The organism is Kitasatospora hibisci, assembly GCF_043950205.1.
GTDB classification, from domain to species: Bacteria; Actinomycetota; Actinomycetes; order Streptomycetales; family Streptomycetaceae; genus Kitasatospora; species Kitasatospora hibisci.
The window spans coordinates 2,530,785-2,554,634 of sequence record NZ_CP171642.1 but is presented as its reverse complement, the minus strand read 5'-3'; the positions used below and the strand labels follow the sequence as shown (position 1 = coordinate 2,554,634).

The following is a 23,850-nucleotide window of genomic DNA, read 5'->3' as shown; positions in this document are numbered from 1 at the left end:
GAGGTCCCCGCGGCTCGTCAGTGGCCCGGCCGTGGTCCCCGGCCGGGGGTGGTGGGTCTCCTCGCGGCCCGGCCCGCGGGGCCCTCCGCACAGGGGCGGACGGGGCGCGCGGGCCGGGTGCGGCGGGCCGGTCAGGCCCAGGCGAGGTGCTCGCGGTTGTGGGCGAGCAGCCGGTCCGTCAGCTGGTCGGCGAGTTCGATCTGGCCGACCAGCGGGTGGGCGAGGAGGGCGTCGAAGACGCGGCCGCGGCCGCCGTGCAGGGCGGCGTCGAGGGCGAGGTGCTCGTAGGCGGTGACGGCCGCGATCAGGCCGGCGTACAGCGGCTCGACGGGCCGCTGCGGCAGCGGGCGCACGCCCGCCGCGTCGACCTCGGCCGGCACCTCGATGACGGCGTCGTCGGGCAGGAACGGCAGCACGCCCCCGTTGCGGGCGTTCACCACCTGTACCGACGTGCCGCCGCCGGTGCCCAGCAGGGCGGCGATCAGCTGCACCGCGGCCTCGGAGTAGAACGCGCCGCCGCGCTTGCCGAGCAGTTCGGGCTTGGTGTCCAGCGTGGGGTCGGCGTACAGCTCCAGCAGCTGCCGCTCGATCGCGGCGACCTCGGCGGCGCGGGAGCCCTTGGTCCTCAACTCCGCCACCACGGCGTCGTGCTGGTAGAAGTAGCGCAGGTAGTAGGAGGGGACGACGCCGAGGCGCTCGATCACCCGCTGCGGCAGCAGCAGGTCCTCGGCGATCTCCTTGCCGAAGCCGCCGAGCAGTTCGGGCAGCACCTCCCGGCCGGTGGCCGCGCCGGGGGCGTCGAGCAGGGTGACGCCGCGCTCCCAGGTGAGGTGGTTGAGGCCGACGTGGTCGAGGCGGATCAGCTCCGGGTCGACGCCGAGGTGCCCGGCGAACCGCCGCTGGAAGCCGATGGCGACGTTGCAGAGGCCGACGGCCCGGTGCCCGGCGTTCTGCAGCGCGCGGGTGACGATGCCGACGGGGTTGGTGAAGTCGACGATCCAGGCGTCCGGGTTGGCACGGCGGACCTTCTCGGCGATGTCCAGCACCACCGGGACGGTGCGCAGCGCCTTGGCGAGGCCGCCGGCCCCGGTGGTCTCCTGGCCGACGCAGCCGCACTCCAGCGGCCAGGTCTCGTCCTGGTCGCGGGCCGCCTGGCCGCCGACGCGCAGCTGCAGCAGCACCGCGTCGGCGCCGGCGACGCCGGCCTCGACGTCGGTGACGGTCGTGACGGTGGCGCCGTGGCCCTGCTTGGCGAAGATCCGCCGGGCGAGCCCGCCGATCAGCTCCAGCCGGTCGGCTGCCGGGTCGACGAGCACCAGCTCGCCGATCGGCAGGGTGTCCCGCAACCGGGCGAAGCCGTCGATCAGCTCCGGGGTGTACGTCGAACCTCCGCCGACGATGGCCAGCTTGAGTGAGGACATCAGCCCTTGACCCCTGTCAGTGTCACGCCTTCGATGAAGGCTTTCTGCGCGAAGAAGAAGAGGAGGATCACCGGCGCCATCACCAGCAGGGTGGCGGCCATGGTGAGGTTCCAGTTGGTGTGGTGGGCGCCCTTGAACGACTCCAGGCCGTAGGAGAGGGTCCAGGCGCCGGGGTTGTTGCTGGCGTAGATCTGCGGGCCGAAGTAGTCGTTCCAGCAGTAGAAGAACTGGAACAGCGCGACGGCCGCGACGGCCGGCCTGGCCATCGGCAGGACCACCCGGAGCAGGGTGCGCAGGTCGCCGCAGCCGTCGATCCGGGCGGCCTCGATGTACTCCTTGGGGATGGTCAGCAGGAACTGGCGCAGCAGGAAGATCGAGAAGGCGTCGCCGAAGGCCATCGGGACGATCAGCGGCCAGAGCGAGCCGCCGAGGCCGAGCTGCTTCGCCCAGAACAGGTACATCGGGATGACGGTGACCTGCGGCGGCAGCATCATCATCGCGATCACGGCCGTCAGGGCGAGGTTGCGGCCGCGGAAACGGAACTTGGCGAGCGCGTAGGCGACCGGCAGGCTGGAGACGATGGTCAGCACGGTGCCGAGGCCCGCGTAGAGCAGGGTGTTGCGCCACCAGGTGAGGAAGCCGGGCGTCTCCCAGACCTCGGCGAAGTTGCCCCACTCCCACGAGGTGGGCCAGTAGTCGGTGGTGAGCGCCTGGCTGTCCGTCATCACCGCGGTGAGGAAGGCGAAGACGAACGGCAGCAGGAAGAACAGGGCGGCGGCGATCGCCAGCGCGTGGACGGCCACCCAGTTGAGGATCGTGCGCCGGCGGGCGGCGCGGGCGGCGGCGGTGGGTACGCGGCGGGCGGGCCCCTGTGCGGGCGCCTCGGCGGCGAGGGTCGGGCTGAGAGTCATGATCGGGTCCTCACTGTCCGCTAGTCGTCGCTCGCCATGAAGCCGGACTTGCGGCGGAGCAGGATCGAGGTGACGGCCATCGAGATGGCGAACAGCACCAGGGCGACGACGCACGCCGCGCCGTAGTTGAAGCGCTGGAAGCCGAGGTTGTAGACCATCTGGGGCAGGGTCCAGGTGGAGCCCTGCGGGTAGCCGGGCTCGAACTGCTGCCCGGAGTTGCCCGCGATGCCGCCGGCGACCTTCCCGGCGACGATCGCCTGGGTGTAGTACTGCATGGTCTGGATCACCCCGGTGACCACGGCGAACATGATGATCGGCGAGATGTTCGGCAGGGTGACGTACCGGAACCGCTGGAACGGGCCGGCCCCGTCCAGCTCGGCGGCCTCGTACTGCTCCTTGGGGACGTCCAGCAGCGAGGCCATGAAGATGACCATCAGGTCGCCGATGCCCCACAGGGCGAGCATGGTGAGCGCGGGCTTCGACCACTCCGGGTCGGCGAACCAGCCCGGCTGGGGCAGGCCCAGCTCGCCCAGGAGGTGGTTGAGCGGGCCGGTGCCGGGGTTGAGCAGGAAGGCGAAGGCGACCGTGGCGGCCACCGGTGGGGCCAGGTAGGGCAGGTAGAACACGGTGCGGAAGAAGCCGACGCCGGTCTTGATCCTGGTGATCAGCAGGCCGATGCCGAGGCCGAACGCCACCCGCAGGCCCACCATGACGACGACCAGCCAGAGGGTGTTCCGCAGGCCCTGCCAGAACGCCGGGAGGTCGTTGAGGACGTAGTCCCAGTTCTTCAGGCCGTTGAAGGTGGGCGTGCCGAAGCCGTTGTACCTGGTGAACGAGAAGTAGACGGTGGAGATCAGCGGGTACAGGAAGAAGACGCCGAAGCCGATCAGCCAGGGGGAGAGGAAGGCGAGGGTGCGGGCCGCCTCCCGGCGGCGCTTCCGGCGCAGCAGGTGCTGCGTGGAGGGCGCCGCCGGGTCGGTCGGTCCGGTGCCCCTGCGGGTGCCGAACGCGAGTGACATGGGAGCTCCGTGGGCCGTTCCCGCTACTTCGCCTGGGCGATGGCGGCGTCGATCTCCTTGGCGGTGGCGGCGAGGCCGGCCTGGAGGTCGGCCTGCTTGCCGGACTCGTAGTCGTAGCCGAGGTTCTGCAGGGAGACGATGTAGCCGCCGCCGTTGACGCTCGCCGGGGTGGTGCCCGAGTGGGGGTTCTTGGCGACGTCCAGGAAGGTCTTGAAGTTCGGGTCGCTGACCAGCTTGGGCGAGTTGAGCGCCTCGAAGGTGCTGGGCACGTTGTGGATCGCGTTGGCGAAGGAGACGACCGCTTCGGTGTCGGTGGTCAGGTACTTGACCAGCTCCCAGGCGGCGGCCTGCTTCTTGCTGGTGCTGGCGATGCCGACGATGGTGCCGGTCTGGTAGCCGCGGCCGTAGGTGTCGGCCTGGTCGTCCGGGACGGGGAACGGCGCGGTGGCCCACTCGAAGTCGGGCTTGTCCTCGGCGAGCGAGGCGGTGCGCCACTCGCCGTCGATGGCCATCGCGACCTGGCCGGTGTGGAAGGGGTTCTTGGCGCTGAACTCCTCGCCGAAGGTGGCCCGGTACTTGTCCAGCTTGGCGTAGCCGCCGAGCTTGTCGACCAGGCCCTTCTGCCACGTCAGCATCGCGGCGACCTTGGGGTCGGTGGCGAGGCTGGACTTGCCGTCGGTGCCGAAGTAGGTCGGGCCGTACTGGCCGAGGAAGTGCTCGGTGGTGGACTCGTAGCCGTGGTACAGCGGCATGAAGCCGAGCTGCTTGTAGGAGTCGCCGTCGGCGACGGTCAGCTTGGCGGCGGCGTCGGCGAACTCGCTGAAGGTCTTCGGCGGGCCCGGGATGCCGGCGGCGGCGAAGGCCTTCAGGTTGTAGTAGAGGCCGTAGGCGTCGCCGAGCAGCGGCAGCGAGCACTGGTTGCCCTGGAACTGCGTGTAGCCGAGCATCGCGGCCGGGAAGGTCTTGGCGGGGTCGATGCCGCTCTTGGCCAGGAAGGGCTTGAGGTCGACGAAGGCCTTGGTCGAGCAGAACATGCCGACGTTGTTGGTCGTGAAGGAGGAGACCACGTCCGGGGCGTCGTCGCCGCCGGCCCGCAGGGACTGGTTGATCTTGTCGTCGGCGATGTTGCCGACGGTCTTCACGTGGATGTTCGGATGGGCCTTCTGGAAGGCGGCGACGTTCTCGTCGATCGCCTTCACCTCGGACTCCTGGCTCCAGCCGTGCCAGAAGGTGATGGTGACGTCCCTGCCGCTCGCCGAGTCGTCGTTGCCGCCGGCGTCGCTGCTGCCGGTGCAGGCGGAGGCGAACAGGGCCAGGACGGCGGTGCCGGCGACGGCGGCGAGCGTACGGCGGCCTCTGCGGGGGGTGTTGGCGTGCACTTCGAGGTCCTCCTGGGGGTGCGCGGGCAGGCGTCATCGCCTCCGGGCCCGCGTTCGGGGGTTGGGGGAGAGGTGTGCAGGGTGCGGGTCGGTGGTGTCGGCGGGCGCGGTCCGAGGACGGGCTGCGGTGCGGGCGGTGGACGGGCTGCGGTGCGGGCGGTGCGTGGCGCCGGTGGGCTCCGGGCGGTCAGTGGGTGGAGAAGACCGCCTCCCGGGCGGCCGACAGCGCGCGTTGCAGCGCGCCGAGCAGCACGGGGGAGCCGGTCAGGGCGCTGCTGCGGACCTCCGGCCGGGCGATCGAGATCCGGGCCAGCTCCTCCTCGACGAGCGCGCGCAGCCGTTCGCCGCCCGCCGTCGGCACACCGCCGGAGACCACCACCAGCTGGGGGTCGACGACGGCGACGATGACGGCCAGGCCGACGGCGAGCCGCCCGGCCAGCGCCGCGAGGAAGTCGTCCCCGGCCCCCGGGGTCTCCAGGGCCCTCGCGACCGACCCCTCCGCGGTGGGCGCGCCGAGCCCGTGCTCCCGGGCCAGGGCGCGGACGGCGGGCGCGCCGACCAGCTCCTGGAACCCGCCGGAGTTGCGCCGCCGGACGTCCCTCAGCACCGGGGCACCGGGCACCGGCATGTAGCCGACCTCCCCGGCGCCGCCGGTGAAGCCGCGGTGCAGCCGGCCGGCGATCACGATCGCGGCGCCGGTGCCCTCGCCGGCCCAGAGCAGGACGAAGTCCTCCGAGCCCCGGGCCGCACCGGAGGCCTGCTCGGCGACGGCGGCGAGGTTCACGTCGTTCTCGATCGACACCGGGGCGCCGATCGCCGCGCTCAGCTCCCGGAGCAGCTTCGGTGCGTGCCAGCCGGGCAGGTGGGAGGCGTAGCGGAGCTTGCCGGTGACCGGGTCGGGCGCACCGCCGACGCCGATGGTCACGGTGTGCAGGATGCCCTCGGCGAGCCCGGCGGCGCGGACGGTCTCGGCGACCGCCCCGGCCACCCGGGCCACCGTCTCGGAGGCCGGCCAGCCCTTGGTGGGGGCGGTGTGCTCGGCCAGGGTGGTGCCGGTGATGTCGGCGACGGCGACCCGCACCTCGCTGGTGGTGACGTCCAGCCCGGCGACGTACCCGGCGGCCGGATTCACCTGGTACAGCTGCGCGTTGGGCCCGGGGCCGCCGGCGGTGGTGCCGACCGGCAGGACCAGCCCGGCTGCCTCCAGCCGGGCCAGCAGCTGGGAGGCGGTGGGCTTGGAGAGCCCGGTCAGGGTGCCGATCTGGGTACGGGAGAGCGGTCCGTTCTCCAGCAGCAGTTCGAGGGCCGCGCGGTCGTTGATGGCGCGCAGCAGGCTGGGGGTCCCGGCGAGGGGGGCCTTGGCGGTCGACTTGGTCACGCGGAGATCCTCCCTCTTCCGGCTGGTCGCGGCGGCCGGCGGGCCGACTCGGCGCGAACTGTTAGGAAACTTTCCAGTCGCTTGGCACAGGACCGTACGGCGCCCGTCCGGAGGGTGTCAATGGCCCTTCCGGTGGAGGATGCCGAAGCGTTACCGGGCAGCACGAGGCCCCGCCCCCGAGCGTTCGGGAGGGCGGGGCCTGCGTCCGGTCGATCCGCGGCTTCGCGGGCCGTCAGGGCGTCTTGGTGCCGTCGTCGGCCGGCTTGACCGGGGCCGGTATCGGCGCCGTCGCGAGGTAGCGCGGCGAGGTCGGGTCGGCCAGCGCGGACGGCGGGGCGGCGTCGGTGGCCCCCGTGGCCGCCGCCGTGAGCACCACCGCGGCGGCGGCCGTACCGGCGGCGGCAGCGGCGGCCCCGGCCGAGGCGGCCTCCTCCTTGACCTTGATCCCGGCCAGGTCGAAGGCCGCCTTCAGACGCTGCCGCAGCGCCCGCGCCACGCTCAGCGACTTGCCCGGCGCCGTCCGGGCCTCCACCCGCAGCACCACCGAGTCCGCGGCGACCGACTCCATGCCCAGGATCGACACCGGCGCCCAGACCAGCTCGTCGAACGGGGCCTCCTTGGCCATCGCCTCCGCCGTCTCCCGGATCAGCGCCTCGGCCCGGTCGAGGTTCTCCTTGTAGGCGATCTGGACGTCCACGGTGGCGGTCGACCAGCCCTGGCTCATGTTGGCGATCCGCTTCACCTCGCCGTTGCGGATGTACCAGATCTCCCCGTTCGCCCCGCGCAGCTTGGTGACCCGCAGGCCGACCTCCAGCACCGTGCCGGTGGCCACCCCGGTGTCGATCTCGTCGCCGACGCCGTACTGGTCCTCCATGATCATGAAGACCCCGGAGAGGAAGTCGGTGACCAGGTTGCGGGCGCCGAAACCGATCGCCACACCGGCCACACCGGCGCTCGCCAGCAGCGGCGCGAGGTTCACCCCGAGTGCGGAGAGGACCATCAGCGCCGCGGTGCCCAGGATGGTGAACGAGGCGACGCTGCGCAGCACCGAGCCGATCGCCTCCGAGCGCTGCTGTCGGCGCTCCGGGTTGACCACCCCGGTGTTGGCCAGCAGCCCGCCGAGCATGCCCGGCTCGTCGGGGCTCTCGGCCGGTTTGATCATCCGCGCTATCAGCTGGGTGATCAGCTTGCGCACCACGGCGCGCAGCACCAGCGCCAGCACGACGATGAAGACGATCCGGATCCCGCTCGCCAGCCACTCCTGCCAGTGCGAGTCGAACCAGCTGGCCGCCTGCTTCGTGGTGTCGCTGACCTCCTGCGCACTGGTCGGGATTCTGAGGTCGAGCTGCGGCACCGCCGGGGCCGTCGGACTCGGCGACGGGCTCGACGCCGTGGAGGTGGGCGTCGTCGTGGACGCGTCGGCCAGGAGACCGGCGTGACCGGAGCTGAACACAGGCGGGACCTTCCTGCAGGGTGTGTGGCCCGGCCCGCCGGCGCGGAAGACATGCCGTGGCCTGTGGGCCGTCCGCCTTAGCCTATCGGCCGCCGGAGCGCCCCCCGGACACGCCGGGAGGCCGCCCGGGGGCGGCATGACCGCAGGTCGCGCGCGGTTTTCGGGCCGTCCCGGGCCCCTTCAACGGCGCGCGGAGACGGCCCGAACGCCCCGTCAACGCTTCTGCACGCCCCTGTGACGCCCCTGGACAGGGCCCGGCCCCGCCCCGCACCCGGACTGCTCCGACCGGCCGAGCCGTCCCCCGGGCGGGCGCGGGAGGGCGCCGGCGGGCACCCGCGTGCAACCCGTCCGTCCCCCGGGCATACCGGGTATGACAGAAGCCACACCCGGAGTTCACGTCAGGTCCGTTACACAGGAGTGGTGGCGCCGTACGAAGGCGTAAGGCGACACTGGGGGAGATCACGCACCCGTTGTGTGATCCAACCGCTCGTCCCGGCGCGAGCCACGCGCCGCAGGCGTCCAAGGAGGCATCCGTGCCGCATGTCCTGGTCCTCAACGCGTCCTACGAGCCACTCGGCGTCGTATCGATGCGCCGCGCACTCATCCTGGTCCTCAACCACAAGGCGGTCAGCCTTGAGGACTCGGGAGTCACTCTGCACAGCGCCACCAGCGCCCTTCCGGCGCCGTCCGTCGTCCGCCTGACCCGCTTCGTCCGGGTTCCGTTCTGCGGGCCCGTCCCGCTCACCCGCCGGGCGCTGTTCGCCCGCGACCACGGCCGCTGCGTCTACTGCGGGGCCGCCGCCACCAGCGTCGACCACGTCATCCCGCGTAGCCGGGGCGGCCAGCACCGGTGGGACAACGTCGTGGCGGCCTGCCGCCGCTGCAACCACACCAAGGCCGATCGCCACCTGACCGAACTCGGCTGGCGGATGAAGCGCCCGCCGGCCCCGCCCAGCGGCCTCGCCTGGCGCATCATCGGCACCGGGATCAAGGACCCGCGCTGGCGGCCCTACCTGGAGCCCTACGGCGGCGCCGACCAGTTGCGCGCCCCGCAGTGGGGCGAGTACGAGCACCACGACCATACCGAGGCGCACCCCGTCCCGCTCGGGCGCGCCCACGCCGCCCACCCCGCCACCGTCCGCCGCGGCGAGCAGCCCGAACCGCTCTCCGCCTGACCCCCGCTCCACAAGGGCCTGCCCGTCACGACTTCCGGTACGCCTCATGGGCCGCCGCGCACCCCGCACGGGGAGCGCGGCGGCCCGCCGTCGTACGGGGCCCGTCAGGGCTTCTGCGGCGGCGCGCTCGGCGTGGTCGGGGCGGTCGGGGCGGTCGTCGGCTGCGCGGCCGGCGGCTGGCTGGGCGGGGCGGTCGGTTCCTGCCCGGCCGGCGGGGGCGTCGGGGCCGGCGGGGTGACGGCGTAGACCTCGATCCCGTAGAGCGAGTAGCCGAACTTGGTGGCCCGGGCGACGCCCTGCACCCGGAGGAACTTCGCCCCCGGCGCGTCGAAGCGCACCGTCTCGTTGCCGCCCTTGCCGTCGTTCACCGTGGCCACCGTGGTCCAGGAGACACCGTCGGCCGAGGTCTGGATCTTGTACGAGGACGCGTACGCGGACTGCCAGTGGAGCACCGCCGAGCCCAGGTGAGCGGCCTTCGGCAGCTCCAGCTGCACCCAGGCGTCGTCCTTGGCGGGCGAGGACCAGCGGGTCTTCGGGTCGCCGTCGGCCACCGCCGAGGCGGGGAAGTTCGGCGTCTCGTCGGCCGAGGAGCTCGCCTGTGCGGTGGTGGCCAGGTCCGGCCCACCGGCCGGCGGCACCACGTGCACCTGCAGCACCTGCCGGACCGTGGTCGAGCCGGAGACGAACAGCACCGGCACCTGGTACGTCCCGGCCGGGGTGTCGGCGGCGGCGCTGACCTGCAGCGGCACGCCCACCTTGCCGCCGCGCGGCACGGTCACCCCGCTGACCGGGGCGATCGTCAGGCCCTTCGCTGCGGCCGGCACCTCGGTGCGCAGCTCGCCGGTCGCGCCCTCCGGGCGGCCGGCCTCGACCACCGCGCGGGCCTGCGCCGGCGCGGCCGCACCGGTCACCACGTCCAGTGAGGCGTCGGCCAGGCTGAGCCGGGCCGCCGGGACGTCCGAGTACCAGGGGATCACCTGGTTGACCACCGGAGGCTCGCCGCCGGCCTTCCAGGCCAGCCGGAACGCGTCCGCGCTCTGGCCGCCGGCCGCGAGCTCGTTGTAGCCGGGCTGGACGGTGCCGATCTCCACCCACGTCCCGTCGGCGCGGCGCAGCGAGACGGTGGCGCTGGCCCGCACGGACGGGTCGGTGAGGATGGTCAGCCGGTCCAGCGGCCGGGCCGCGCCCAGTTCCACGGTGAGCGGTTCGTCCGCGACGGTGGGCGCGGTCGCCGCCCGGTACGCGGTGTCGGGGTTGCCGTCCAGGACGGCGGAGGCCGAGGCACCGGGCAGCGCGGCCGGTCCGCCGGAGACGCTGGCCGGGGCCTCGTCGGGCGCGGTCACGGTGAACTCGCGCACCGCCACGGCGGTCTTCTGGGCGGCGGTGGCGCGCAGCCGCACCCCCCGGAGCACCGTGCCGGCGGGCACCTGGGCGCTGATGTTCTTCTGGTTCTTCACCACCGAGAGCTGCTTCCAGCCGCCCTCGCCGGTGGAGTACTCCAGCACGCCGTCGCGGATGTAGTCGTCCATCGCGGTCCGGCCGTCCGGGCCGCTGCCCCAGGAGCCCATCAGCACGGTGACGGTGCCGACCGGGCGGCCGCCGCCGAGGTCCAGGCCGACCGAGTCGCCGGGCTGCGGGGGCGCCGAGCTCCAGTAGAAGGTGTCGGCCACGCCGTCGGTCATCAGCGCGGGCAGGTGGTCGTGCGCGGTGCCCATGCTGGTGGTGGGCGTGATGCCGCCGCCGACCACGCCGGCCCAGTTGTCGGCGGCCTGCGCGGCGCGCTCCAGGAACGGGCCGAGCACGCCCGCGCCGACCGTCGCCGGGCTCTGGCCGAGCTGCTCGCGCAGCCTGTTCAGCTCGACCCGGGCCTTCCAGGCGGCCGCACCGTCGCCGCCGCGCTGGGCGAGCAGCATGTCCAGCGCGGACTGGCCGGCCAGGCCGTAGTCGTGCAGCGAGGCCAGCCACGGGCCGGACTCGGCTGCGAGCGCGGCGGTGGCCGGGGTGGCGGCCAGCGTCCGCCGGGCGTTCGCCATCGCGGCGAAGGCGTCCCGCAGCGGGGCTGCCGCCTCTATCAGCTTGGCGAGGTCCGGAGCGGCGCCGGAGTTCGGCTCGGCGGCCGCCCAGAACCGATCCAGCAGCGGCGCGAGGTAGCCGGACTCCTGCTTGGAGAGCGGGGAGGAGGAGCTGTTGCCGGCCAGCGCGGTGACGGCCGCCAGAGCCTCCCCGGCGGGCGTGGCGGAGGTGCCGGTCGGGCCGGCCAGCGAGCGCAGCGCGGCCCGCCAGGACTCCTCCGGCTTGTACCCGGCCGGGTTCCAGGCGAAGTCGCCCGCGGTGGCCAGCGCGACCCGGGAGGCGACCGGCTGCTGCATCGCGCCGGTCAGCAGCACGGCCGAGCGGGTGGCGACCTCGGTGTCGCGCCCGCCGTAGGCGCCGAGGAAGAGCCGGTCCGGGTTGGCGTCGTTGACCGGGTAGTTGTCCATGGTGACCAGCGGACGCCCGTACAGGTCCGCGGTCTCCGAGGTCTGAGCGCCGGTGATCTTCTCCGGGATCACCCCGCCACCGCTCCAGGCCACCTGGACGGCGTCCGGCAGCGCCGCCGCCAGCGCCTTGCGGTACGGGGTGGCGCCCTGCTTGTGGTACTCGGTCGGGACGATCGACAGCGGCGCCAGCCCAGGGGTCCGGGCGATCAGCCGCTCGTGCACCTTGGCCGCCAGCTCGGCCTGCGCCTTGGCGGCGGCGGCCGGGCCGGTGCCGTACTTGGAGCGGTCGTCGCCGCAGTGCCACTCGTCGTAGGAGACGTCCAGGAACTGCAGCTGGAAGGCGGTGAAACCGAGCTTGCGCAGCCCGTCCAGCTTGGCCACCAGCGCGTCCGCGTCCTTGGCCGAGCTGTAGCAGAAGGCCTGCCCGGGGTCGATCGCGTACCCGAGCGTGACGTGGTTCTTCCGGGCGCGGGCGCCCAGCGCCTTCAGCTCCTCGGCCTTGGCGGCCGGGTAGCCGTCGCGCCAGCGGGAGAGCCGGTACGGGTCGTCGCCCGAGGCGTACAGGTAGAAGTTCTGCTTCGACCGGCCGAGGAAGTCGACCTGGTCCAGCCGCTGCTGCTGGGTCCACGGGGTGCCGTAGAAGGCCTCCGCCGTCCCGCGTACCGGCGCGCCGGTGGGCCAGTCGCGCAGCGTGATCCCGGGCAGTCCGAGCCCGGCCGCACCGGAGTCCGGGCCCTGCCCGGCCGGTACCGCGGCCAGCAGCTGGCGCATGGACTGCGCCGCGTAGTAGGTGCCCGCGGCGTCCGCGCCGGCCAGCACCACCACGCCGTACGTCCCGCCGCCCTGGGCCGGCAGCTGGCCCGCCGACAGCACGTAGCCGCCGGCCGGCATCCCGGCGGTGGACGGCGCGGCGCCGTCCTTGCCGGCCGCGGCGGCCAGCTCGCCCAGCACCCGGTCCGCCTCGCCGCCGGCGCCCTCGGCGGCCCCGCCGACGTACACCACCAGCGAACCGGCGGCCGGCGTACCCGCGTCCGCCTGCGGCGTCACCGACGTCGCGCCGGCCACACCCAGTACCTCACGCACCACGTCCACCGCGCCGAGGTCCGCCTTCGGGGCGGTCACCAGGGTCACCGCGGCGGGCACCGCGACCGGCTTGCCGGCCACCGTCTGCTCCTGCGGCCGCGGGAACACCTGCGGGTCGCTCATGCTGCCCAGCGGCGTCTGCGACGCGGTGCTCACCACGTCGGGCGCCGGGCTGTACGCGTACGCGGGCGGCCCGCTCACCAGCAGCCCGCCGACCACGGCCGCCGCCGACAGCGTCGCGGCCATCTGCAGGGTGCGCCGGCTCGGCGCCCCCGGCCGGGCGGCCGCGGCCCGTTCGGCCCGGACGGACGCCAGCAGCGGCTCCGTCCCCTTGAGGTCCGCGATCAGCCGGTCCGCCGTCCTGGGCGCCAGCTGACGGCACGTCCGCGCGGTCGCCCGGCGGGCCGCGATCGCCGCGGGGTGGTACAAAACGTCGCGCAGCGCCGGGCTCTGCTCCAGCTGCTGCCGCAGCCGCCGACCTGCCGCGACGGACACTCGGGCTTGCACAGGAGCCTCCTCGCGGGCGGATACGACATCGCCGCCAAAGCCCACCAGCTGGCCCAGCCGGTGTCAATGTGACAGACAGCTATGACCGGTTTGTCGTATTTGCTCTCCTTCTCCGTTCATCCGTGTGCCATCCGTGCGCAGCCTCCTGACACTCCGTCGCCCATCGCGGCCCCGGCTCATCCACAAGCCGCGCGGTCGTGTCGCACTGGGTGATCGAGGCGTTACGCGGGTAGGACTGTGGCTGTTCTGACCGGGCGTTGCCGAGACACCGCAGGAGCCGCGAGTGGCCGCTTATCTCGATCGTGACGGAGCCGAGGGCCTGGAGGTGCCGGTGCAGGACGCCCCGCCGCCCCCGGCCGAACTGGTGGCGCTGGCGCAGGCGTACGGAGTGGACACGACCCACCGGCCCTCGGCGCGGACGCTGGTCGCGGTGCTGGCCGCCCTGGGGCTGGAGGCGGGGACGCCCGAGGCCGCACGGGAGACCCTGGAGCGTCACCGGGCCGAGCAGCGGGCGCGGTTGCTGCCGCCGACCGTGGTCGTGCGACAGGGACGCCGGACGGCGCTGGACGTGCCGGCGGACGCGCGGCTCGCGGTCGAGCTGGAGGAGGGCGGTGTCTGGGAGCTGCCGTGCGGTCACTCGCACTGGCTGCCGGCCGACCTGCCGCTCGGCCGGCACGCCCTCAGGGCGGTGACGAACGGGACGGAGCAGCGCGCCCACCTGATCGTCGCCCCCGAGCGCCTGCCGCGGCTCCCCGGCCGCAGCTGGGGCTTCCTCGCGCAGCTCTACTCCGTCCTGTCGGACCGCTCCTGGGGCATGGGCGACCTCGGTGACCTCGGCGAACTCGCCCAGTGGGCGGCGAGCCTCGGCGCCGGGTTCGTACAGATCAACCCGCTGCACGCGGCCCTCCCCGTGACCCCCTCCGACCCGTCGCCCTACCGCCCCTCCTCCCGCCGCTTCGCCGACCCCGTCCACCTGCGGGTCGAGGCCGTCCCCGAGTACGCCTACCTGGCCGGCGAGCAGCGCGCCGAGGCCGACGAACTGGTCCGGCGTGCCGCCCGGCTCCGCGCCGAGGTGCTGTCCCACGACGGCCTGATCGACCGGGACGCGGTCTGGGCACTGAAGCGCCGGGCCCTGGAACTGCTGCACGAGGTGCCGCGCGGCGCCGGACGCCGGGCCGCGTACGAGGCGTACCGGCGGCGGGAGGGCGAGTGGCTGGAGCGGTACGCGCTCTGGAACGCCCTCGCCGAGGTGCACGGCGCAGACCGGCACACCTGGCCGAAGGGCCTGCGCCACCCGGACAGCCCGCACGTCAGGCTGGCGGCGGAGGAGCACGCGGAGGCCGTCGAGTTCCACCGCTGGCTCGCCTGGCAGGTGGACCAGCAGCTCGCCGGGGCCCAGCAGGCGGCCCGCACCGCGGGCATGCCGGTCGGCCTGATCCACGACCTCGCCGTCGGGGCGCACCCGGACGGGGCCGACGCCTGGGCGCTGCAGGACGTGCTCGCCACCGGCATCTCGGTCGGCGCGCCGCCGGACGCCTTCAACGCCCACGGCCAGGACTGGGGCCTGCCGCCCTGGCGCCCGGACGCCCTGGCCGCGGCGGGCTACGCCCCGTACGCGGAGCTGCTCCGTTCGGCGGCCCGGCACGCGGGCGCGATCCGGATCGACCACGTGATGGGCCTGTTCCGGCTCTGGTGGGTGCCGGCCGGCCACGCGCCGACCGAGGGCGCGTACGTCCGCTACGACGCGGAGGCGATGCTCGGCGTGCTGGCCCTGGAGGCGCACCGCGCGGGCACGGCGGTGATCGGCGAGGACCTCGGCACGGTGGAGCCGGGGGTCCGGGAGGAGCTGGCGGCGCGCGGCATCCTCGGCACCTCCGTGCTCTGGTTCGAGCGGGACTGGCAGGCGAAGGGCGAGATCCTCGCCCCGGAGCGGTGGCGGCCGGGCAGCCTGGCCACCCTGACCACCCACGACCTGCCGAGCACCGCGGCCCGGTTGTCCGGCGAGCACGTCGAACTGCGACACCGGCTCGGCCTGCTGGCCCGCACGCTCGGCGAGGAGCAGACGGAGGCGGCGACGGAGCTGGCCGACTGGCGGGCGGAGCTGGCCTCGCTCGGCCTGCTGGGCGAGGACGAGCCGCTCTCCGCGCAGGCGCTGTACCGGTTCCTGCGGGCCACCCCGGCCGAGCTGGTCGGGGTCTGGCTGCCGGACCTGGTGGGCGATCCGCGCCCGCAGAACCTCCCCGGCACGTGGGACCAGTACCCGAACTGGCGGCTGCCGATCGCGGACGGCGCCGGTGACCCGGTGACCCTGGACGGGCTGGCCGCGGACCGCGCGGCCGCCGCGCTCGTATCCGTCCTGCTCGACGGGCCCGAAAGGCCGACCCCGCCGCGCGCGGCGACGTAAGCGGCGGGTAAGTTGGGCGACGTGGACAAGAGGAACGCTTTGCGAGCCGGCGCGGTCACCGCAACGGTCACGCTGATGATGCTGCTGTCGTCGCCCGCCATGGCCCTCACCCGGGACGACGGCGACGACCCGGGTACGAGCCTGAGCGTCGCCCAGACCCTCGGCCTGTTCGTGCTCCTGCCGATCGGCCTCTTCGTGGTCATCGCCGCGCTGGCCGGGATGCCGTACGGCGCCAAGGACAAGAAGAAGTAGCCGCGGGCCCTCCACCCAGCCCCGTACCACGCCCGAGGGGGCGCCGGACAGCACGTCCGGCGCCCCCTCCGGCGTTTCCGCGGCGTCCGGGCGGCCGGCGGCCCCCGGTACCCGTGGGGGCCGCGGGTTCCGCCCGCGGCCCCCACGGCGGACGTCAGTGCCCCGGCGCCCGGGCGCCGGCCGCGCGGTCCGCCGCCTGCGCCTTCAGCGCGCGCTCGACCCCGGCCCGCGCCTCGACGACCTGCCGGCGCAGCGCCGGAGCCGGCTCGGCCGCGGCCAGCCAGGCGTCGGTCGCGTCCAGCGTGGCCTGCTCGACCTGGAGCGACGGGTACAGGCCGACGATGATCTGCTGCGAGATCTCGTGGCTGCGGGTCTCCCAGACGCCCTTGACGGCCGCGAAGTACTTCGCGGCGTACGGCGCCAGCAGCTCCCGCTGGTCGGCCTGCTGGAAGCCGGCGATCACGGCCTCCTGGACGTAGTTGGTGAGCTTGTCCGACTCCACCACCGAGGCCCAGGCCTCCGCCTTGGCCTCGGCCGTCGGCCGGGCGGCGCGGCAGGTGGCGGCGTGTTCCTGGCCGGCGGCGGTGTTGTCCCGCTCCAGCTCGGCCGCGATCGCGGCCTCGTCGGCGCGCCCGGTGGCCGCCAGCCGACCGAGCAGCGACCAGCGCAGCTCGGTGTCGACGGCCAGGCCCTTGACCTCGACCGAGCCGTCCAGCAGCCCGGCGAGCAGGCCCAGCTGCCCCTCGGTGCGGGCGACCGCGGCGAGCGCACGGGCCCAGGCCAGCTGGAGGTCGCTGCCCGGCTCGGCGGCGCGCAGCTGCGCCTCGGCGGTCTCGGCCCAGCGGGCCAGGCCCTGCTCGCGCCAGGCCGGGTCGGCGTAGGCGTCCAGGGCGAGCTTGACCTGGCGGTGCACCGACTGGACGACGCCGATGTCGGACTCCCGGCCGAGGCCGGAGACGGCCAGCGCCAGGTAGTCGCGGGCGGCCATCTCGCCGTCGCGGGTCATGTCCCAGGCGGAGGCCCAGCAGAGCGCGCGGGGCAGCGAGTCGGTGAAGTCGCCGAGGTGCTCGGCGACGACGGCCAGCGAGTCCTCGTCGAGGCGGACCTTGGCGTAGGAGAGGTCGTCGTCGTTGAGCAGGACGACGGCCGGGCGGTGGCGGCCGACCAGCTGCGGCACCTCGGTGCGCGGGCCGTCGACGTCGAGCTCGATCCGGTCGGTGCGCACCAGGGCGCCGTCGGCCAGCTCGTACAGGCCGATGGCGATCCGGTGCGGGCGCAGCACCGCCTCGCCCTTGGCGCCGACCGGCAGCGCGGGTGCCTCCTGGAGGACGGCGAAGGACTCGATCTCGCCGTCGGTGTTGAGGGTGACGGCCGGGCGCAGCACGTTGATGCCGGCCGTCTCCAGCCAGGCCTTGGACCAGGCCTTGAGGTCGCGTCCGCTGGCCTCCTCCAGGGCGCCGAGCAGGTCGCTCAGGCGGGTGTTGCCCCAGGCGTGCCGCTTGAAGTAGGCCCGCACGCCCTCGAAGAAGGCGTCCTGGCCGACGTAGGCCACCAGCTGCTTGAGCACCGAGGCGCCCTTGGCGTAGGTGATGCCGTCGAAGTTGACCTGGACGTCCTCCAGGTCGTTGATGTCGGCCATGATCGGGTGGGTGGACGGCAGCTGGTCCTGCCGGTACGCCCAGGTCTTCATCTGGTTGGCGAAGGTGGTCCACGAGTGCGGCCACCGCGAGCCGGGCGCCTCGGCCTGGCAGACGGCCTCGGCGTAGGTGGCGAACGACTCGTTCAGCCAGAGGTCGTTCCACCACTCCATGGTGACGAGGTCGCCGAACCACATGTGGGCGAGTTCGTGGAGGATCGTGGCGGCCCGCGCCTCGTACGCGGCGTCGGTCACCTTGGAGCGGAACACGTACTGGTCGCGCAGGGTGACGGCGCCGGCGTTCTCCATCGCGCCGGCGTTGAACTCCGGCACGAACAGCTGGTCGTACTTGGCGAACGGGTAGCGGTAGTCGAACTTCTCCTGGAAGTAGTCGAAGCCCTGCTTGGTGACCTCGAAGACGGCCTCGGCGTCCAGGAACTCGCGCAGCGAGGGGCGGCAGTAGACGCCCAGCGGCACCTTCTGGTCGCCGTTCTCGTAGGCGTCGAAGACGCCGACGTACGGGCCGGCGATCAGCGCGGTGATGTAGCTGGAGATCCGGCCGGTCGGCTCGAAGGTCCACGTCCGGGTCGGGCCGTCGCCGGCCGGGGCCGGGGTGGGGGAGTTGGAGACCACGACCCAGCCCTCGGGCGCGGTCACGGTGAAGGCGAACGAGGCCTTGAGGTCGGGCTGTTCGAAGGAGGCGAAGACTCGGCGGGCGTCCGGCACCTCGAACTGGGTGTAGAGGTAGGTCTCGCCGTCGACCGGGTCGACGAACCGGTGCAGGCCCTCACCGGTGTTGGTGTAGGCGCAGTCGGCCACGACCTTCAGCTCGTTCTCGGCGGCGAGGTTCGGCAGCGTGATCCGGCCGTCGGCGAAGTTGGCGTTGTCGAGCCGCTCGCCGTTGAGGGTGATCTCCTCGACGCCGGGGGCGACGAGGTCGATGAAGGTGGCCGCGCCGGGGGTGGTGGCGGTGAACCGGACCACGGTGGTGGACCGGAAGGTGCCTCCCTCACGGGCCGAGCTCAGGTCGAGCTCGATGTCGTACGCATCCACGTGCAGGAGGTCGGCCCGGGTGCGGGCCTCCTCACGGGTCAGGTTGGTGCCGGGCACTCGCTGGACTCCTTCGTCAGGCTGGTGGTCCGCATCCTCCCATGCCCACCGTGCCGCTCCGGGGGAAACGGGCCCGGGCGGGTGGAGCGTCAACGGTGTCGGCGCGTCACTTCTTCGCGTACTTCAGCACCGAGGAGTCGGAGCTGGAGCTGCGGGAGAACCCGTACAGCGAGCCGTCCGACTGCAGCACGTACTCGGTGCTGGTGATGCTGATGAAGTCGGTGCTCTTCTGCGACGTGATGGTGCCGAGGTCGGTCGGCTTGCCGTCAGCCGGTGAGAGCGTGACCAGCTTGGCGTCCTTGTTGTAGCCCATGTCCATCACCGCGCGGACCTTGCCGTCCTTGTCGGTGCCGGAGACCAGCCGGATGTCGTCGTCGTTGCCGCCGTTGGAGGACCAGAGCCGCTTGCCGGTGGTCAGGTCGTAGGCGTTGATGGCCGGCTTGCTCGGGTTGACCTGGACGTAGAGCGTGTTGCCGCTGACCACGTTCTGGGTGAACGCGTCGGACTGGCCGGAGAGGCGCAGGCTGTCGGCGCCGGGCTCCTTGACCGACATCGGGGTCATCGGCTTGGTGCTCTTGTCGAACGGCAGGATGTAGTCGCCGTTGGGGCCGTTGGTCATCAGCAGCACCAGCGGCTGGTCCGAGATGACCTTGTCGACCCGCTCGATGCTGCCGGCGAGCGTGATCGGCGCGGAGGTGGCGGTCTTGCCGGTGTCGGCGTCCACCACGACCAGCTGGGACTTGGTGGTGGTGCCGGAGCCGTAGCAGCGGTCGCTGACCGCGATCTGGGAGCCGGCCGCCTTGCCGTAGATGCTGCAGTCCTTCTCACGCGGCTGGAACTGCCAGGCCGGCGAGCCGTCGGAGACGTTCAGCGCGCCGACCACGTTGGTGGTGCCGATGCCGATGACCTTCTCGGTGACGGTCAGGGTCGGGTAGGACATCCGCTCCTGGCTGGCCTTGGCGGTCCAGAGCAGCTTGCCGGTGCTGACGTCGACCGCGCCGACGGTGGAGCAGTCGCTGTCACCGGTGTTGAGCGCGACGGCGGCGATGTGCTTGGAGTTGACCCCGTACGAGGCGGCGCAGAACTCCTTGCTGCCGGACGGCGGCGCGATGTTCCACAGCTCCTTGCCGTCGGCCGCGTTGAGGCCGCGGATGCCGTAGCTGTCGGCGCGCACCACGGTCTTGTCGGCGCCCCAGATGCCGAGCAGCTGCGAACCGCCGGCCGCGGCGGTCGGCTTGGGGGCGCTCCAGGCGAGGTTGTAGGCGCCGGCCTTGCCGCCGCCACCGCCCGAGCCGCCGCTCGAACCGCCCGGGCCCGACGAGGCGCTGGGGTCGGTGTTGGTGCCGCCGGAGGTGCTCGTCCCGCCGTTGGCGGTCGGGTTGTCCGGCTTGTCGTTCTGGGTGAACAGGACGACCAGGCCGGCGATGATGGCGATCGCCAGCACACCGCCGATGATGCCGCCCCAGAGCATCACCGGGTTGCGCTGCTTGGGCGGCTGCGGCACCGGGGCGCCGGGGTAGCCGTACCCGGCCTGCTGCTGCGGGTAGCCGTAGCCGCCGTCGGCCTGCTGCTGGCCCGGGTAGCCGTAGCCCTGACCGTTGGTCGGGGCCGGGTCGTACGGGCCGACGGGTGCGGCGGCCGGCGGCGGGGCCTGGGCGGGGAAGCCGGCGGCGGCGGTGGGCGCGTAGGCGTACTCGCTGCCCGGTGCCGGCGGCCGGGCCGGAGGCTGTGGCGGGGTGCCGGGCGCAGCCGGTGCGGCCGGGCCGCCCTGACCCGGGACCGGTGCTCCGTCAAGCCGTGTCATCTGGTCCGCCACGGCCGCCGGGTCGACGCCCGCCTTGCGTCCGAGCGATACGCCCCGGTTGTCCACCGGACTGCTGCCGGGCGAGTCGCCCGCCCCTGGAGTAGGGTGATCCCCTGCCATATGATGCCCCGTCATGTCTTGAATCGCCCCCGGCCGGATCACATCCGTGGGCCGTGGGGCGGGTGAGATTGGGCACCATGGTACGGGTGGCCCGATTTCACCCGGTCGCAGGAGCCCCGCAGCGCCCCCGTCATCCCGCTGAGCTGCCGGGCTTCCCCGCTGTCCGCTCCCCGCCCGCCCGGGCGTGTCGCCGCGCCGGGCGCCGCCGTCCGACCGCTTCCCGCAGGTCGTCGTGGCGCCCGGGCGCGCCCCGGCCCCCCACCCGCCTCGCCGGTCGCCGCACCGTCCGGACGCGTCAGGGCCTAGGCTTCAGGAGTTGAAAGGGGAATACCCGGCCGAGCGGTTCCCCTGCCCTTGGGAGGGTGGATCATGTCGACGGACACACCGGGCTCGCAGTCCTCACTGCACCGGGCGAACCTGGAGCGGGTGCTCCGTGCGGTACGGATGGCCGGCTCGCTGACCCAGGCCGAGATCGCGCGCAGCACCGGGCTCTCCGCGGCCACCGTGTCCAACATCGTCCGGGAGCTCAAGGAGAGCGGCACCGTCGTGGTGGCCGACACCTCCTCCGGGGGCCGCCGCGCCCGCAGCGTGTCGCTCAGCGGCGACGCCGGCATCGTGGTGGGGATCGATTTCGGCCACACCCACCTCAGGGTCGCCGTCGGCAACCTCGCGCACCGCGTGCTCGCCGAGGAGAGCGCCCCGATCGACGTCGACGTCTCCGCCGCCCAGGGCTTCGACCGCGCCGAGGCGCTGGTCGAGCGGCTGCTCCAGCAGGCGGGCTTCCGCCCGGACAAGGTGATCGGCGTCGGCCTCGGCGTCCCCGGCCCGATCGACGTGGAGACCGGTGCGCTCGGCTCGACCGCGATCCTGCCCGGCTGGACCGGCATCGCCCCCGGCCACGAGCTGGCCGAGCGCCTGGGTATGCCGGTGCACGTGGACAACGACGCCAACCTCGGCGCGCTCGGCGAGCTGGTCTGGGGCGCCGGCCGCGGCCTGAGCGACCTCGCCTACATCAAGGTGGCCAGCGGTGTCGGCGCCGGCCTGGTGGTCAACGGCCAGATCTACCGCGGACCGGGCGGCACCGCCGGCGAGATAGGGCACATCACCCTGGACGAGGCCGGCCCGGTCTGCCGTTGTGGCAACCGCGGCTGCCTGGAGACCTTCGTCGGCTCCCGCTACCTGCTGGGCCTGCTCACCTCCACCCTCGGACCGGACCTCACCCTGCCCCGGGTGGTCGAGCTGGCCCACCAGGGCGACCTCGGCTGCCGCCGGGTGATCGCCGACGCCGGCCGGCAGATCGGCACCGGCGTGGCGACCCTGTGCAACCTGCTCAACCCCCGCCGGGTGATCCTCGGCGGCGACCTCGCCGACGCCGGAGAGCTGGTGCTGGCCCCGATCCGGGATTCGGTGGCCCGCTACGCCATCCCGAGCGCCGCCCGCCAGCTCTCGGTGGTCCCCGGCACCCTGGGCGGCCGGGCCGAGGTGCTCGGCGCGCTGGCACTGGTGATGAGCGAGATGGGTGACTCCGGGGCGCTCGGCCGGCCCGCACAGGCGTCCGCCGCGCCCGGCTTCGTGGCGAGAACCGCAGGATGAGGGGGGTTACCGGCGCACCGCACCGGGCACCCCGCAAGGCGTCCGGTGGGCGGACATTAGACTCGACCGGTCGGCACCGACCGAGACGACCGTCGGAGCGCGTCGGCACACCGGGCAGCGACGCCCGCCGGACCGCCCGCGGTCCGCGACTTTGAACGAGGAGGAACGGGTGGCCCTGCTGACCCGCATTCGGGGACCGCGCGATCTCGACCGGCTCACGCCCGCACAGCTGGCCACCCTGGCCGAGGAGATCCGGACCTTCCTGGTGACGGAGGTCTCCAAGACGGGCGGCCACCTCGGCCCCAACCTCGGCGTGGTGGAGCTCACCATCGCGCTGCACCGGGTCTTCGACTCGCCGCGCGACCGCATCCTCTTCGACACCGGCCACCAGAGCTACGTCCACAAGCTGCTCACCGGCCGCCAGGACTTCTCCCGGCTGAAGATGAGCGGCGGCCTGTCCGGCTACCCCTCGCGCACCGAGTCCGAGCACGACGTGATCGAGAACTCGCACGCCTCCACCGTCATCTCCTACGCCGACGGCCTGGCCAAGGCCAACAAGATCCTCGGCAAGTCGGACCCGGTCGTGGCCGTCATCGGCGACGGCGCGCTCACCGGCGGCATGGCCTGGGAGGCGCTCAACAACCTGGCCGACGCCCAGGACCTGCCGGTCGTCATCGTCGTCAACGACAACGAGCGCTCCTACTCCCCGACCATCGGCGGCCTCGCCAACCACCTCGCCACGCTGCGCACCACCCAGGGCTACGAGCGCTTCCTGTCCTGGGGCAAGGACGCCCTGCAGCGCACCCCGGTGGTCGGCCAGCAGCTGTTCGACACGCTGCACGGCGCCAAGAAGGGCCTCAAGGACTTCATCGCCCCGCAGGGCATGTTCGAGGACCTCGGTCTCAAGTACATCGGCCCGATCGACGGCCACGACCTCGCCGCGCTGGAGTCCGCGCTCACCAAGGCGCGCGGCTTCGGCGGGCCGGTGATCGTGCACTGCCTCACCGAGAAGGGCCGCGGTTACCACGCCGCCGAGAACAACGAGGAGGACCGCTTCCACGCGGTCGGGGTGATCCACCCGGACACCGGCCTGCCGGTGAAGAGCTCGGGCAAGGACTGGACCTCGGTCTTCGGCGAGGAGATGGTCGCGCTCGGTCACGAGCGCGAGGACATCGTCGGCATCACCGCCGCGATGCTCCACCCGGTCGGGCTCGCGCCCTTCGCCAAGGCGTTCCCGGACCGCATCTTCGACGTCGGCATCGCCGAGCAGCACGCCGTCACCAGCGCGGCCGGCCTCGCCACCAACGGCCTGCACCCGGTCTTCGCGGTCTACGCGACCTTCCTCAACCGGGCCTTCGACCAGGTCCTGATGGACGTCGCGCTGCACAAGCTCGGCGTCACCTTCGTGCTGGACCGGGCCGGCGTCACCGGCACCGACGGCGCCTCGCACAACGGCATGTGGGACATGTCGATCCTCCAGGTCGTCCCGGGCCTGCGGATGGCCGCGCCGCGCGACGCCGACCAGGTGCGCGCCCAGCTGCGCGAGGCCGTCGAGGTCAAGGACGCCCCGACCGTGGTCCGCTACTCCAAGGGCACGGTCGGCCCGGCCGTCCCCGCGATCGGCCGGATCGGCGGCATGGACGTGCTGCGCGCCGACGAGGACGGCACCGAGGGCCGCCGCGCCGACGTGCTGATCGTCTCGGTCGGCGCGATGGCCCAGACCAGCCTGGAGGTGGCCGAGCTGCTCGCCGCCCAGGGCATCACCTCGACCGTGGTGGACCCGCGCTGGGTGAAGCCGGTCGACCCCGCCCTGCCGGGTCTGGCCGCCGAGCACCGGGCGGTCGTCACCATCGAGGACAACGGCCGGGTCGGCGGTGTGGGCGCCGCGGTCGCGCAGGCGCTGCGCGACGCCGAGGTGGACGTCCCGCTGCGTGACTTCGGCATCCCGCAGGAGTTCCTGGACCACGCCTCGCGGGGCGAGATCCTCGCCGAGATCGGCCTCAACGGCCCGGACATCGCCCGCCAGGTGACCGCCCTGGTCTCCCGGCTCGCCCGTCTGGACGTGGCGGCCGTCGAGGCCTGACCCGTTCGACCCACGGCCGCCGTTTGCGACAACTGGGCAACA

General features: G+C 73.4%; 14 protein-coding genes. 5 read left to right on the top strand and 9 right to left on the bottom strand.

Annotation, left to right across the window (positions count from 1 at the left end; translation table 11 throughout):
- Positions 1-131: 131 nt before the first annotated feature.
- The 6 genes from ACF9IK_RS10900 to ACF9IK_RS10875 form a co-directional block, all read right to left on the bottom strand.
- The gene (locus ACF9IK_RS10900) at positions 132-1,421 is read right to left on the bottom strand and encodes a 6-phospho-beta-glucosidase (RefSeq protein WP_395294034.1); all 1,290 of its coding nucleotides are present in this window, start codon (positions 1,419-1,421) and stop codon (positions 132-134) included.
- A complete protein-coding gene (locus ACF9IK_RS10895; RefSeq protein WP_395294033.1) occupies positions 1,421-2,332 on the bottom strand; it encodes a carbohydrate ABC transporter permease in 912 nt (303 codons plus the stop codon). The genes ACF9IK_RS10900 and ACF9IK_RS10895 overlap by 1 nt, the downstream gene beginning before the upstream one ends.
- A 20-nt stretch (positions 2,333-2,352) precedes the next feature.
- A complete protein-coding gene (locus ACF9IK_RS10890; protein ID WP_395294032.1) occupies positions 2,353-3,351 on the bottom strand; it encodes a carbohydrate ABC transporter permease in 999 nt (332 codons plus the stop codon).
- A 23-nt stretch (positions 3,352-3,374) separates the two neighbouring features.
- Positions 3,375-4,730 (bottom strand): ABC transporter substrate-binding protein, encoded by a 1,356-nt coding sequence (locus ACF9IK_RS10885; RefSeq protein WP_395294031.1) that lies wholly within the window; start codon positions 4,728-4,730, stop codon positions 3,375-3,377.
- 187 nt (positions 4,731-4,917) lie between these two features.
- Positions 4,918-6,108, bottom strand: coding sequence for an ROK family transcriptional regulator (locus tag ACF9IK_RS10880; protein WP_395294030.1), 1,191 nt, complete (start codon positions 6,106-6,108; stop codon positions 4,918-4,920).
- Between the two features lie 232 nt (positions 6,109-6,340).
- Positions 6,341-7,561, bottom strand: coding sequence for a mechanosensitive ion channel family protein (locus ACF9IK_RS10875; protein ID WP_395294029.1), 1,221 nt, complete (start codon positions 7,559-7,561; stop codon positions 6,341-6,343).
- A 533-nt stretch (positions 7,562-8,094) separates the two neighbouring features.
- Here ACF9IK_RS10875 and ACF9IK_RS10870 point away from each other — a divergent pair.
- Complete coding sequence (locus ACF9IK_RS10870) at positions 8,095-8,736, top strand: HNH endonuclease (protein ID WP_395294028.1); 642 nt, start codon at positions 8,095-8,097, stop codon at positions 8,734-8,736.
- Positions 8,737-8,840: 104 nt separating this feature from the next.
- Here the strand turns inward: ACF9IK_RS10870 and ACF9IK_RS10865 are convergent, their stop codons facing one another.
- Positions 8,841-12,806, bottom strand: a complete 3,966-nt coding sequence (locus ACF9IK_RS10865; RefSeq protein WP_395294027.1) for a beta-N-acetylglucosaminidase domain-containing protein — start codon at positions 12,804-12,806, stop codon at positions 8,841-8,843.
- 283 nt (positions 12,807-13,089) lie between these two features.
- On the opposite strand from ACF9IK_RS10865, the gene malQ reads away from it, so the two are divergent.
- Together malQ and ACF9IK_RS10855 are read left to right on the top strand one after the other, a co-directional pair.
- Complete coding sequence (malQ, locus tag ACF9IK_RS10860; RefSeq protein ID WP_395294026.1) at positions 13,090-15,210, top strand: 4-alpha-glucanotransferase; 2,121 nt, start codon at positions 13,090-13,092, stop codon at positions 15,208-15,210.
- 21 nt (positions 15,211-15,231) lie between these two features.
- Positions 15,232-15,462, top strand: coding sequence for a hypothetical protein (locus ACF9IK_RS10855; protein ID WP_395294025.1), 231 nt, complete (start codon positions 15,232-15,234; stop codon positions 15,460-15,462).
- Positions 15,463-15,616: 154 nt separating this feature from the next.
- Here the strand turns inward: ACF9IK_RS10855 and pepN are convergent, their stop codons facing one another.
- Both pepN and ACF9IK_RS10845 read right to left on the bottom strand, forming a co-directional pair.
- Positions 15,617-18,208 carry an aminopeptidase N gene (gene pepN / locus ACF9IK_RS10850; RefSeq protein WP_395294024.1) on the bottom strand — a complete coding sequence of 864 codons (2,592 nt, stop codon included), beginning with the start codon at positions 18,206-18,208 and terminating at the stop codon, positions 15,617-15,619.
- Positions 18,209-18,314: 106 nt separating this feature from the next.
- Positions 18,315-20,012, bottom strand: coding sequence for a PQQ-binding-like beta-propeller repeat protein (locus tag ACF9IK_RS10845; RefSeq protein WP_395294023.1), 1,698 nt, complete (start codon positions 20,010-20,012; stop codon positions 18,315-18,317).
- A 489-nt stretch (positions 20,013-20,501) separates the two neighbouring features.
- Here ACF9IK_RS10845 and ACF9IK_RS10840 point away from each other — a divergent pair, with 489 nt between their 5' ends.
- Both ACF9IK_RS10840 and dxs read left to right on the top strand, forming a co-directional pair.
- The gene (locus ACF9IK_RS10840; RefSeq protein WP_395294022.1) at positions 20,502-21,725 is read left to right on the top strand and encodes an ROK family transcriptional regulator; all 1,224 of its coding nucleotides are present in this window, start codon (positions 20,502-20,504) and stop codon (positions 21,723-21,725) included.
- Positions 21,726-21,894: 169 nt separating this feature from the next.
- A complete protein-coding gene (dxs, locus tag ACF9IK_RS10835; RefSeq protein WP_395294021.1) occupies positions 21,895-23,808 on the top strand; it encodes a 1-deoxy-D-xylulose-5-phosphate synthase in 1,914 nt (637 codons plus the stop codon).
- The last annotated feature ends 42 nt before the right edge of the window (positions 23,809-23,850 follow it).

Excerpts from the sequence above, each read along its gene's own strand:
- ACF9IK_RS10840 (WP_395294022.1), top strand. The coding sequence starts at position 20,502 with ATGTCGACGGACACACCGGGCTCGCAGTCCTCACTGCACCGGGCGAAC.
- ACF9IK_RS10890 (WP_395294032.1), bottom strand. The coding sequence starts at position 3,351 with ATGTCACTCGCGTTCGGCACCCGCAGGGGCACCGGACCGACCGACCCG.
- ACF9IK_RS10845 (WP_395294023.1), bottom strand. The coding sequence starts at position 20,012 with ATGACACGGCTTGACGGAGCACCGGTCCCGGGTCAGGGCGGCCCGGCC.
- ACF9IK_RS10895 (WP_395294033.1), bottom strand. The coding sequence starts at position 2,332 with ATGACTCTCAGCCCGACCCTCGCCGCCGAGGCGCCCGCACAGGGGCCC.
- ACF9IK_RS10900 (WP_395294034.1), bottom strand. The coding sequence starts at position 1,421 with ATGTCCTCACTCAAGCTGGCCATCGTCGGCGGAGGTTCGACGTACACC.